Raw genomic sequence first — 13,598 nt, 5'->3', positions numbered from 1 at the left:
TTACGCTTGATAATTTTTTGCTGCGCTCCATTTATAGGTTAATTATTCATCCTTTAAATGTGAGTGGCATATGCGTTTAGATAGTTTTACTAGCAAGTTTCAACTTGCCATTTCTGATGCTCAATCCATTGCGCTTGGGCGTGATCATCAATTTATTGAACCTGTACATTTAATGACGGCATTGCTGAATCAGCAAGGTGGTTCGGTGCGCGCTTTGTTTGACCATGCGAAAGTTAATGTGAATACACTACGTTCCGCTTTAGCTGAAGCGGTAGATCATCTACCTCGTGTAGAAGGGGTTGGCGGTGATGTGCAACTCGCCAAAGAAACAGTCGTGCTGTTAAACCTGAGCGACAAAATCGCGCAAAAGCGTAAAGATAAATACATCACCTCTGAAATCTTCGTTTTGGCAGCATTACAAGATAAAGGCAAACTTGGTGATTTACTTCGCCAAAACGGGGCGACAGAAGAGTCCATTGAAAAAGCGATTGAAGACATGCGCGGTGGACAAACCGTGAATGATCCAAATGCGGAAGACGTGCGTCAGGCACTTGAAAAGTTCACTACGGATCTCACCGAACGAGCAGAGCAAGGTAAGCTTGATCCCGTTATTGGCAGAGACGATGAAATTCGCCGCACTATTCAGGTACTGCAGCGCAGAACCAAAAACAATCCCGTATTAATTGGTGAACCAGGGGTCGGTAAAACCGCTATTGCGGAAGGCCTTGCCCAGCGAATTATCAATTCAGAAGTGCCTGAGGGACTTAAAAACAAACGAGTTTTATCCCTTGATATGGGCGCGCTTATTGCTGGTGCAAAATTCCGCGGTGAATTTGAAGAACGCTTAAAAGCAGTGCTAAATGAACTTGCTAAGGAAGAGGGGCGTGTCATTCTGTTCATCGATGAATTACATACCATGGTAGGAGCCGGTAAAGGCGAGGGCGCTATGGATGCTGGCAATATGTTGAAACCGGCGCTAGCTCGTGGCGAGTTGCATTGTGTCGGCGCGACAACGCTCGACGAATATCGCCAATTTATCGAAAAAGATGCAGCGTTAGAAAGACGCTTTCAAAAAGTGCTAGTGGAAGAACCTAGTGTTGAGGACACAGTTGCCATACTGCGGGGGTTAAAAGAACGTTATGAGTTACACCATTCTGTTGAGATAACCGATCCTGCGATTGTAGCGGCAGCCTCTTTATCCCATCGCTATATTAGTGACCGGCAGTTGCCAGATAAGGCAATTGATCTTATCGATGAGGCGGCATCGAGTATCCGTATGCAGATGGACTCAAAACCTGAAGACATGGATAGGTTAGAGCGTCGTATCATTCAATTGAAATTGGAAGAGCAGGCGCTGGCTAAAGAAAAAGACGAAGCGAGCCACAAGCGCTTAGAGTTAATCGAAATAGAGCGCGAACAAGCTGAGTTTAAATTTTCGGAACTAGAAGCAATTTGGAAGTCCGAAAAGCAGGCCATGCAAGGCACGCAAAACATTCGTGCAGAACTCGATCAAGCTAAGTTAGATCTGGAAATTGCGCGCAGAGCATCTGACTTAAGTCGTATGTCTGAACTTCAGTACGGCAGGATCCCAGAACTTGAAAGTAAGCTTGAAATTGCCACTGAGTCTGAATCTCAACCGATTGAACATCAGCTGCTTAAAAGCCGTGTTACTGAAGGCGAAATAGCGGATGTGCTCTCGCGCTGGACAGGTATTCCAGTATCTAAAATGCTTGAGGGCGAAAAAGACAAACTCATGAACATGGAAAGTGCATTACATGAGCGAGTCGTAGGACAAAGTGAAGCGGTGAATGCGGTATCAAATGCAATACGTCGCTCTAGAGCTGGCCTTGCGGATCCCAACAAACCCATAGGCTCTTTCTTATTTTTAGGCCCGACAGGGGTAGGTAAAACCGAGCTATGTAAAACCTTAGCGCATTTCTTATTCGACACTGAAGATGCCATGGTGCGTATTGATATGTCAGAATTTATGGAAAAACACTCTGTTTCCAGATTAGTGGGGGCACCTCCAGGTTATGTTGGCTATGAAGAAGGGGGGTACTTAACCGAAGCAGTCAGACGTAAGCCTTACTCGGTCATTTTGCTAGATGAAATCGAGAAGGCTCACCCTGATGTGTTTAACATTTTGCTTCAAGTGCTAGATGACGGCCGTTTAACGGATGGGCAAGGGAGAACGGTTGATTTCAAAAATACCGTTATCATCATGACCTCTAATCTTGGTTCAGATATCATTCAAGAGCAGCACAGTGAAAATGACTATGAGAAAATGAAGCAATCTGTACTTGATGTGCTGAGCACTCATTTTAGGCCTGAGTTTTTGAACCGGGTTGATGAAACGGTTGTATTCCATCCACTCGGATTAGCGCAAATTACGTCCATAGCGAGTAAGCAATTGCAGTTGTTGCGTAAACGACTCGACGACAAAGGTATCGGTTTGGAACTAACCGATGCGGCTCTTGAGAAGCTTGCTGAGGCTGGGTTTGATCCAGTATACGGTGCGCGGCCACTAAAACGAGCCATTCAGATGGAGATAGAAAACCCATTGGCGCAAAAGATCCTGTCAGGAAAGCTAATGACCGACAGTGTGGTCAGTATTGATGCTGATGAAAATGGGCTAATCATTGACTGATAATAAGTCCTTGACTGAAGTGTGTCTATATAAGAACGGCTACCAATAGGTGGCCGTTTTTTAGGTTTAATTACTTAATGGAATTGGTATTATTCGCTCTTCGACCAATAAGCACAAACATTACAATGTCTTTAACAAAGCTTGGGCTTGCTGTTTTTCAGGAAAAGGGCTGCTACTAGCCAGTGCTTGGGTCAACTCTTTTTTTGCTTGCTCAGGCTTCCCTAGACCCTTTAACGCTGCGGCTAAATGATAACGAATAGACGGATCACTCGAACGCATTGTAAAGGCGGTACGTAGTGTCGTTAGTGCTTCTTGATACTTCGCGTTTTTCACTAGTAACCAACCTTTTGTATCCAAGATTGCGGCAGAGCCTGGGATTAGCTCTGCGGCTTTCTCTGCATATTCAAGCCCCTGTTTTGGTTCAGAGTCTGCTTTAATTAACGCGAGGTTGTTGTAAATTCGGGCTTTGTTTGGTAATCCATTTACAGAGATAAGTTTTAAGTATTGCGCTTCGGCAGCAGGTATATTCCCCTCAATGTAAAGTAAATCGGCAAGTAGGTGTCGTTGAAAATGTGCCTCTTCATTTTTTGATAAATAGTGACTTAGATACTCTTCAAACGCGTCTTGGTGAGGTCCTTGGCTGGCGATTTGATATAGCTCGATCAAGGGGAGGGTAAAATCAGGTTTTAACATCACAGCATCAGCATATGCATTATAGGCGGCATCAATGTTATTGATGGTTTTGAAGTAATTGCCTTGCAGTACATATACATTTGGGTTGTTAGAAAAGTCGTTATGCATACTCTCAATAAGAGCTTTTGCTTCAGATAAACTCCCTTGATCAATAAGTAATTGTCCGTATTCCAGTTTTGCAAGGGCGTATTGTGGATCTATAGAAGAAGCTCTCTGTAGGCTTAATTTTGCGCCACTCACATCCTTCGCTTGTCGTTGAGCTTGGCTTAGCTCAACTAAGCGCACAGCATCATCAGACCATTGACCGAACAATATATCCAGCTGGCTTTTCGCTTGCTGAGGCTCATCCAAAGCAATCAATAAGTTAGCCTTTTCGAAGATGTACCCTGAATTTAAGCGATCTATCTTCAGCAGAGCATTGACTTCGGTTAAAGCTATGGCGTACTTCTGTTGTTGACGGTAGATATTAGCTAAAAGCTCATGGGGAGCCACTTTATTAGGAGCCGCAGCTTTTGCCGTGAGTAGTGTTTCAATAGCTTCTTCTAAATTTTGCTGTTTAATTAAAATTTGTGCATACAGCACAAGTGCCGGAATATTAGTTCCCTGCAGCGCAATGACTTTTTCTATTGTTTGGCGTGATTCAGGCAGTGCTTGTTGAGCGAATTGCACCCGTGACAGGTTCATTAGCGCTGCTATGTTTTCAGGGTCTTCTAAGAGCACACGATTTAACGAGGTTGTAGCCTGTTGGAAATTACCTAAACGAATATTTAAATCTGCATGCAAGTTTTGGTATTTTTTGTTAGCAGGCTGTAACTCAATCAACTTTTGAGCAGAGAGTAGCGCTTCTGCGTATCGCTGGTTATTGGCTTCGAGGGTCGCTTTAAATAGCAATACATCCTCTGCATTGGTATCAAGGTTACTGTTGCTAAGCAATGCGAGTGCTTCATCAACTTTGTCTCGGCGTACCAGTAGCTTAGCTTCTAGCAGTATGACAGTGTGGTTAGCTCCAAATTCTTGTTTCAGCTCTTCTACAAGATTGTTACATTTAAATACCTTGTTGCTGGTTAAATACAAGTCGCACAATAAAGATGAAACAGGAATACTCTCGAGTACAGTAGATTCATTTAGCTCAAGTAGCGCCATCGCTTTCTTAGAATCACCTTGACGAATATGCGCTTCGGCTAACATACCTAACAGCTCTGGCGGTGCCGAGCCTGACTTAATATAGCGACTTAATTCGCGCACAGTCACTTCGTAATTTTTATTGATATAGGCCGTAATCCCAGCGACTAAACTAATCCAGCTTGTTTGCACTTTGTTTTCTTCAGTCGCTAAGCTTAGCATTTGGTTAAGTTGAGCTAATAAGGCATCGGCTTCAGAGCTTTTTTCTTGCATAGCTAACACGCGTGCTTTTAAGAGTTGGGTTTGCAGATCCCCTGAGGTTTGCTCCTCAATAAGGTTGATCATCTCCTCAGCTTTGTGGAGCATATTCGCTTCTACATAGCTATTGGCTAAGGCGCGTTTAATGGTTGGGTCGAAATCATCAAATTGGTAAGCTTGCTCAAACTGCTTTCGCGCTTCGTCACTTTGACCTTGGCTTTGAAACACTAAACCGCGTAGCATCAAACTCTTCGCATTATTGGATTTAAGCGAGAGGGCTTTATCTAAATATTGGTGGGCTTGAACATACTCTTTATTCAAAAGTGCTATTTGCGCTAAACCGTTTAATATATCGCTGTTTTCACCTAACTGAAGTTTGGCGTTCAGATAAATCGACTTAGCTTCATCGAGCTCCTTTTGTTGAATATGCGCTGCCGCTTTTAATAGCTCAATATCAAGCTTTACTGATGACGATAAACTGCGCGGAGTCGGTAAGTCGATAAGCGCATCGAATTGGCGACTAATCAGGTAAGCATTGGCTAACGGTACCAGTACTAGATTCAAATCTGCGCCTGCAGCCATGACCTCTTCAAATTCCGTAATAGCATCATTGACGTAACCATCTACCAGTAGAACCCGCCCCATAAGCAGCTTAGAAGGCAAGTGAGAAGGGGATTCTTGCAGGGCATTTTTCAGGTGAATATACGACTCTGAAAACTCCTCTTGATTAAATGCCGAAAGGGCTTTTTCATAATTTTCAGACGTATCAGCAAATGCTAATGATGAGATTACAGCGCAAAAAGCAATTGCACTAAGTGAAGTTGACAGTGAGCGATGTTTCATAAATTAGGTTGACTCTTTTCCTTAGAATGCAGAGCGTAAAATATTACGGCATATTTCGCTCAATTACCTCAGTTATTCAATGATGACGGTCATACCAAGGTATATTTTTAGGCAAAAAAAAACCTCACAATGTGAGGTTTCTTAAAATCTTGATATCCCTATGCAGACTTGCGGCGACGCCATGCAGCGAATAGTCCGAAAGAGGCAAGCACCGCTAGTGAGCTAGGCTCGGCAACATCTGTTGGTGGTTTAGGGTCTGGGCCTGAACCTGCGATAGTCTTAATGCCAGCGATTTTCAATAAATCGTTATTATTCGACCACCCTGGAGAACCAAACGCACCGTTGTAAGCACCAATTAACCAGTATTTAGATTCAAAGCTTGACGAACTAGACAAAGAAGTCCAGCCATTACTTAGGTCATTGAAACTCGCTTTGAAGTCAGCATTAGCAGCAACGGTATCCCACGTATTGCCTTGTAAAGTTGGTAACTCATCAAATGCCGCTATAGATATATCAGAGTCATTATAATGATAGCCAATATTAATACCCGTGATTGCGACTAAATCATCGAATGTGAACAATAACATGTCTGTTTCTTCGCCATAATTATCGACGTAATGTTCGTTGCTAGACTCATCACGATTGTAATTAAGTAACCCATGAGAGTTGTGTGCAGCTGTTGCTGTCTGAATTGTATCAGGGTTACTAGCATCTCTAGTATCTGCCCAAGCAGTTATAGTCAGATCATTATCAGCAGATGAAAAGTTCAGATTATTACCATCGTAATTCCCTGATCCATATTGAGTGCCATAAGTTGTAAAATTCCATGATGTCGTGTCTGTCGCAAAACTTGTAAACGACATCGTCATTAAAGATGCCGCGATCGCTGCACTGCGCAAAACAGATAGATTTTTCATAATTACTTCCCAGTCCTTTTAAAATGCCGAGCGTTCTTCAAATTCTTATATTTTGTACTAAGCACTAAATATGCCAATTATAATAAACCTTTAAAATACAAGTGTTTACTTATTTCAATGATGTGTTTGCATTTTGAGTGTAAAGAAATTAGACAGCTAGTCTGCCCCGTGACTCAAAACATATACAAGTAGCTAATTGTACATTTTATTATAGGAGAGAATATAGGAAATACGTATAATAGGTATGCTTACTAATACGTCAGGAATGCGTTAGCCAGAATAATAACGAATTAATCTGGCTATTTTTTAAATTGCCTAATAACTAACGCCAAACGTTTATGCTATCTTGACGCCGTTATTTTATCAAAGGAGCTGTTATGCCCGAATCTAAGCGTAAAGGTATTTATCTTTTACCCAATTTATTAACTACTGCTGGTCTATTTTCTGGCTTTTATGCTGTAGTTGCTTCTATGAATGGGCACTTCGAAGCTGCCGCCGTAGCGATATTTATCGCAATGATTTTTGACGGACTTGATGGTCGTGTTGCACGCATGACCAACACCCAAAGTGAATTTGGTGCCGAATATGATTCAATGGCCGATATGGTGTCTTTTGGTATGGCGCCAGCCTTAGTTGCGTATAACTGGGGGTTAAGCGGTTTAGGTAAAATAGGTTGGCTAGCCGCTTTTATATATGTCGCTGGAGCGGCGTTAAGGCTGGCACGCTTTAACACCCAAATTGGTATCGCAGATAAACGTTATTTTCAAGGCCTTGCAAGCCCAGCCGCTGCCGCATTAGTAGCCGGTTTAGTATGGGTTGGTGGGGAGTATGACGTGAATGGGGATGACTATGGCGTTGTTGTCGCTTTGGTGACAAGCCTGGCCGGTTTATTAATGGTCAGTAACTTTAAATACAATTCATTTAAAGAAGTCAACTGGCATGGCAAAGTGCCCTTTGTGGCTCTGCTACTCATCATGTTGATCTTCATTGTGGTTGCGACTGAACCTGCATTGGTGTTGTTTGTCGTTTTTGCTTTATATGCCCTCGCCGGACCGATAAATACTTTTAGAAGCGTAGATAAAGTCAAGTTAGAACATGTGGTAGGTGATGCAGATGAAAATGATGCAGACTTTATGTCAACTGATGGCGATTCAAGCCAAGAACAACCTGAAGCGGAATCTCAGGTGAAAGACGACACAAACAAAAATGCATAAATGATAAGAGCCAGTTTTGACATTGTGTTCGAAATTGTGTTCGAAACTTGCACGTTATCCTTTTCCCTATTCTATCGGGTCACTATTTGACCCGATACCTTTTCGATTAAAACTGTCAGATATTTTTACATGAGAGTTGTTCGCTTTTTTAACTTTATGAAAACTAAGATGTTTATTTTTGGCGTAAAACCTGCTTGTTTTTTCTTAGGTTGGGCAAACACACGATCTGACCACATTAATTAATAATTACAAAGGTATGGGAATATATGATGTCTATAAGAAAATTCGGTGCTGTAGCCGCACTATTAGTTGCGAGCTTAGGGTTTACTTCTTTTTCCGCAAATGCAGTATTAATCACGCAATCCATAGAAATCGTCGATGATCCAGTTTTTGGTAGTTTCACTTTAGGTGAGGTTACCGTTGATCTTGACACAAGAGACATTGGAACTGGACTTGTATCTATTTTCGACTTCGTGTCATTGAATTTATTCGATAGCAAAGAGTTTGATGTATTCGACTTTGAAGCGGTAGTGGATGCTAGCTCTATCAGTGCTGTCAATTCGGGCATAGAACTATTATCGTTCGATGTGACGGAACTCGATTCAGCAGATATGTGGACTTATCAGGTCATTATCGATGTATTTTCACCGGGAGATACTTTCGTAGACATTTTCGATGCTAACGGGGACATAGTTTTCTTGTCTGATGCAGCTACATTGGGTGAAGCTCGAGTTCCTGCGCCTGCTGGTATTGCGATCCTTACCTTAGGCTTATTCGCTATGGGTCTTCGTCGCCGCAAAAACTAATGCTTCATACAATAGTGAACCTGCTTTGATTTAAGTTGGCTCATATTTATTATCAATAAGCCCGATGAGTTCTGTCGGGTTTTTTGTATCTGTTGAACCGTATTGTCCCTATACTGTATCGTGTATTCCAAATTCATCTATCTGCTATGTCTTAATGTCAAATAAGCACACCCTTATTCTGTTTTTTATTTATACCAATTCCATTAAATAATTTACCACTCAGCGAAAATTTAAAAGGACTTAATCAAGGCGCTTGAATGATAGCCCTTTATTAAAAACTAACCTGTGCTCTTTCGAGTTCGAGCAACACAGAGTAAGTCCTTTTAAAATTCGCCCGAAGGGAATTCCCCAGCGGGTTTTGCACTACGTTCTCGGTATTTGAAAGGGAACAACCATTACTACACACCGACGCCTTGTTCAAAACCCGCTGGATGAATTCTGAGAGGCCAATTATTTAATGTAATTGGTATTATAAGGTCGACGCTCGTCTTTTCACCTCCCGTCACAGTTAGCCTCTGCAGGACGCAGAATACCGAAAGAAAACGCATATTAACCATACTGGGAGTGGAATGACATGATGATTGCCGAGCGATATACCTCGCTCTCGTTTGCTCATTCTGTGTCGCATAGCTTCAAATAGAAAGGTTGTTCAACTAGGGATTCATCATCATTTGAAAGCCCCTAGAATGTTTGCCTGAATTTCACGGGGTAGAGTAGGCAAGTCCGTAATGTGAAGTTATTTGACGTGGCAACTTTCTGAAGGCGGTTTTATTAATTTTTACAGAAACTAAATAGCGAAGAGACAAACTTTTTGACTGGGTCAGTAATAAAAAAGCCTCGCGTAAAGCGAGGCTTGATGATTAACAAGGTTTAAACGTCAGCAGTCTATAGGTCAGACTGGCAATGCTTATGGTTGTACTACTTCTAGTACAGTCGTACCTTGGGCTGCACCGTCTTCGTTATAGAAAGTTACTGCACCCATGTAAAGGTTAGGATCTAGACCTCGGGTGGTGATTCGAATGTTGTTGAATCGACCATCAATCGCTCTACTCGAGCCGGACACTCGTGTAGACGATTCGGCCTGATCTGCAATCCAGCCTAACATAGTATAGTCAGTTGTTTCCGCACCCGCTAAGCTCCAGCCATGAACCCACGCTATATAAAAATCTGCGGGTTCAGGGTTGGTCAAGATTATGTCTTCGTTTGAACCGCCGTTGAACGACGACGCTACTTGAGAACATAAACCTCCAGTGCATGCGTATACATATAGGTCTAAATCAGTCCCTTCTACAGCGACAAAACTGTCTACTAAACTGAAACGAGCGACTTTTGTGCCCTCAGGAATAGTAAAGAAGTGCGTTCCTAATCCTGCTTCATTGAACGAAAAGGTTTGATCGGGATCTTGGCTAACCGTACCAGCTGAACCAAAAGGTGCAACCAGTCCTGTGTAATCTAAGCTCGTTCTTCCTGAGTACAGCATTTGCACAGGGAAAGTGGCGCGGCCTCGATTAAGATCTAGCGATAAACTTGGCGGCACAACAATATCAATGCTAGGCGCAGGTTTTACCGCTATTGGGCTGCGTACTACCGTTCCGTCTGCACCTGTAAAGGTAATCGCACCAAATGTCCATTCATTTATAATTGAATCGTCAGTCTTTGCAAATGTGATGGTATAACTAGCCTTACCGTTAGGAGCCACAACTAAATTACTAGATTCAGTTTCGACACCTTCTCCATCGAAGGTTTTTACCGTGGCTGAAACCCCTTCTGGAACATCCAATGAAACAGCATAATTGCCACCCAAACCAGAAACATCAGTTAAGGTTCTGCTCACTGTTTCTTCAGTTAATAGTGACTCTACCGCTATTGAAGGATAATTTAGCTGACTCGCATCAGTAGAAAAACCGGCTTCAGTTAATGAGTCACAGGTTTCAGTCGATTGCGCCTCCACGAAATCTTCATGTCCTTGACCACACATGAATGCGAGGTAGTCATTTACGTTAGCATCGTAAGTTAATCCTGGTGCCATTGCTGCCACTGGGGCGGCATGTCCGGCTCCAAAGTCGAACGGATCTGCAGGTGTTTCACCATCTTCTTTCATCAAGTCTTGACGCGCTGAAGTCATTAATGCAGATTTAATTTGCGCAGGAGACCAATCAGGATGTTGTCCTCTTAATAAAGCACCCATGCCTGCTATATGCGGGCCTGACATCGATGTACCACTTAAATAATGGAATGCTTCACCTTGACTACCACCATTGAATTGTTGCTCACTATTAGCAGCCAAAATATTAACGCCAGGAGCTGTGATATCAGGTTTAATGATATCGCCAGTGCTTGGGTTAACACCTCTTGATGAGAAGTCAGCAATCAAGTTTGGTGTTTCTTGTGATTCCACAAATGTTTCAGCGCTTAATAAAGCGATGACATTTTTCCCTTCGGTAATAGCGGAGTTCAATGCTTCACCTGCTGCAGCTGAAATTCCTACTACCGGGATCTCCGCTGGAAAATCACCTGACATTCCAAATGCAGGACGGCCTTCTGTATTATAAATAATGACGCCCGCGGCACCTGCAAGTTGAGCTCTTTCGACTTTCTCTACGAAAGCACAGGCTCCGCGACTTAGTAGCGCGATTTTCCCTTGAATAGCTTCGGCGTTAGCAAGTGGAGTAGGGGTGTCTGGCTCATCAAAGCAGCCTAATAAGGGATCTGCGATGACTAGCTGTGCTTCTACTGGCTCGATTTCTTTTAAAGCGGGCGCGAAGGACGCTTCGGTTGCTGCATATGTTTGCTCCTCACCATCAATAGAAACACCAACGCCACTATTGTAAATAATACCGTCATGGGTTGATGCAGCTACTGTTGTTAACCAAGGTGCAATATTGCTCACGGTTGCTTCATCAGGACCGTCATTACCGGCTGACGCGGCAAAAAAGATACCGGCCTGCGCAGCCCTCAACCCTGCTGTATATACAGGTGTTGTTAAGTCTTCAGAATTACCGATGGAATAGTTAATAACGTCTACACCATCAACAATCGCTTGATCAATCGCCGCCATACTGTCCCCAAAGAAACAGCCTCTTTCATTCACGCCTTCAGGGCTAACATAATCGGCGTTCCAACATACTTTATACATTGCAACGCGCGCACGCGGAGCGATGCCTGTAACCGTTGTTACATCACTACCTCTAATTGTCGCTGTAACATTTTCATTACCAGCGGCCGTGCTCGCGGTGTGGCTACCGTGGCCGTCTGCATCACGTGGCGAGATAAATTCACCTAAAGCAGTCTGAATCTCGTAAGTTGCAGCAAAGGACTCGTTATAATACCGAGCGCCTATCAATTTATTATTACATTCAAATGAATTCGCTTCGGCTTCTTCGCCGGTGTCACACACCCCAGTCCAGCCTAGTTCGACGGGATCCGAATAGCTACCATCGTCTGCGAAGCTTGGGTTTTCAGGCCAAATACCTGAATCTAGTACACCGACGATCACGTCATCGCCTTTAATGCCAAGTGTATGTTGTCCATTAGCGCCAGTTAAGCCAAGAAAATCTGGCGTGGAAGACGTAGCAGGCTCAACAGCCCTATCTTCAAATACACTTACCACATTCGGATTGTTTTCTAACGCCTTGGCTTGCGAGGGGGTCATTTTGGCAGAGAAGCCGTTAAAACTATGCACATAGTTATGCAGTACTTCCATCGAACCTACTGAACGGCTAATTTCGGCTTGCTTAGCTTTTAATTTTGTTGTGTATGCTTGCATTCTTGGCGATTTAGCATTGTACCGATTGCCCTGAGCGACTAACTGGTTGCTCGGTAGTAATTCGCCAGTTGCTTGAGCCTGACTAATACCTGGCTCGCCTTTTAATTGAACGATATAAATTCCGGAGCCTTTCACTGCTGTGATAGACGATTTACCTTCAGTTAATGTGCTCATATCTACTGGTTGACTGATTTCTCCAGCTGTAGCCAACGATGTTGACATGGCTACAGAAATCATACTGCCTAAAATTGAACGCTTAAACTTCATTTGATTCTCCGATTTACTTTATTTTTATATTTATTCCTGCGCTTTGTTACTTTGACTAATTGAATTAATCACGCTGGACGTATGGTGGAACATGAGGTATCTGAAGCCATTCTTACTCCCTGAAGTAAAATAGCTATATGTGCTTACTCCCTGTTTATATATGAAGGAATTAATACTTTGTTACGTGTTATCGCTAACACTGGCAAAATATAGCGAAAAAATAACTTCGATAGCAATAAAGTATGCCCAACAAAGTTACCGCGAAAGGCAAGCAAATATTACACCTTTAATGTAACATTTTGATAAATATATACTTTGTGGGAAAGTGGAAATTCAGGTTTATTGAAATGTAAATAAAGTTGACACTTCTTTACATTAATTGGCAATTGCTTAAGGAACACGTTGCAGTCGGCAAGTAACATATCAAACGATCAGTCGTCACTCGTGGATTTGGCCTAATGACGACAATATAAGTTATGCACCCCATCAGCCGATAGCTCTGTATGTTTGCTCATAAAATAAACGGTCGAACACTTTTTTAAAATAAACACTTGCGATCAAACTTTGGATCTCTATAATGCGCATCTCGCTTCGGGACAGCCGCTAAAACAGCTGGAACGACACTGGATTTTCCAGGTGATTGAAGACTTTTTAACAGTGTTTAATCAGCGTGATGTAAGGCGGTTTAGTTTGATTTTTCAGTTTTCGATTCACTTCAAAAATTGATTTAAAATTAAATAAAAATAACACCTTGACATCGAAGATTGAGAGCGTATTATACGCCTCCCGCTTGAGAGGGTCCACGGACAGCATCTTAAGCCGCTTCTAAGGAAGCACGCTACTTCGGTAGCAATGTTCTTTAACAATTAATAACAAGACAATCTGTGTGGGCACTCACTTGATGAGTGTCTACCAAAAAAATTCATGTTCGATAAATATTTAATTGAAGAGTTTGATCATGGCTCAGATTGAACGCTGGCGGCAGGCCTAACACATGCAAGTCGAACGGTAACATTTCTAGCTTGCTAGAAGATGACGAGTGGCGGACGGGTGAGTAATACTTAG

At 42.7% G+C, this 13,598-nt stretch carries 6 protein-coding genes and 1 rRNA gene (1 of these 7 running past the window's edge); 4 read left to right on the top strand and 3 right to left on the bottom strand.

Annotation, left to right across the window (positions count from 1 at the left end; genetic code table 11):
* Window positions 1-70: 70 nt before the first annotated feature.
* On the top strand, window positions 71-2,647 hold the full coding sequence (gene clpB, locus FX988_RS06760) for an ATP-dependent chaperone ClpB (protein ID WP_160178915.1): 2,577 nt from the start codon (window positions 71-73) through the stop codon (window positions 2,645-2,647).
* A 120-nt stretch (window positions 2,648-2,767) separates the two neighbouring features.
* On the opposite strand, the gene prsT is transcribed toward clpB, so the two are convergent.
* Together prsT and xdp1 are read right to left on the bottom strand one after the other, a co-directional pair.
* Window positions 2,768-5,563: an XrtA/PEP-CTERM system TPR-repeat protein PrsT gene (gene prsT / locus FX988_RS06755; protein WP_160178914.1), complete on the bottom strand. Its 2,796-nt coding sequence runs from the start codon at window positions 5,561-5,563 to the stop codon at window positions 2,768-2,770.
* A gap of 158 nt (window positions 5,564-5,721) precedes the next feature.
* Window positions 5,722-6,480 (bottom strand): exosortase-dependent surface protein XDP1, encoded by a 759-nt coding sequence (gene xdp1, locus FX988_RS06750; protein WP_160178913.1) that lies wholly within the window; start codon window positions 6,478-6,480, stop codon window positions 5,722-5,724.
* 377 nt (window positions 6,481-6,857) lie between these two features.
* Here xdp1 and pssA point away from each other — a divergent pair, with 377 nt between their 5' ends.
* Window positions 6,858-7,694 carry a CDP-diacylglycerol--serine O-phosphatidyltransferase gene (pssA, locus tag FX988_RS06745; RefSeq protein ID WP_160178912.1) on the top strand — a complete coding sequence of 279 codons (837 nt, stop codon included), beginning with the start codon at window positions 6,858-6,860 and terminating at the stop codon, window positions 7,692-7,694.
* Between the two features lie 266 nt (window positions 7,695-7,960).
* The gene (locus tag FX988_RS06740) at window positions 7,961-8,500 is read left to right on the top strand and encodes a PEP-CTERM sorting domain-containing protein (protein WP_160178911.1); all 540 of its coding nucleotides are present in this window, start codon (window positions 7,961-7,963) and stop codon (window positions 8,498-8,500) included.
* Between the two features lie 907 nt (window positions 8,501-9,407).
* Here the strand turns inward: FX988_RS06740 and FX988_RS06735 are convergent.
* The gene (locus tag FX988_RS06735; RefSeq protein WP_160178910.1) at window positions 9,408-12,533 is read right to left on the bottom strand and encodes a S8 family serine peptidase; all 3,126 of its coding nucleotides are present in this window, start codon (window positions 12,531-12,533) and stop codon (window positions 9,408-9,410) included.
* Between the two features lie 940 nt (window positions 12,534-13,473).
* Between FX988_RS06735 and FX988_RS06730 the strand changes: the two genes are divergently transcribed.
* A 16S ribosomal RNA gene (locus FX988_RS06730) occupies window positions 13,474-13,598 on the top strand; it runs 1,406 nt beyond the window's last position.

This window comes from Paraglaciecola mesophila (assembly GCF_009906955.1).
Lineage (GTDB): Bacteria > Pseudomonadota > Gammaproteobacteria > Enterobacterales > Alteromonadaceae > Paraglaciecola > Paraglaciecola mesophila_A.
Note: the sequence above shows the minus strand (reverse complement) of the source record. Positions and strands in the feature narration are given on the sequence as shown.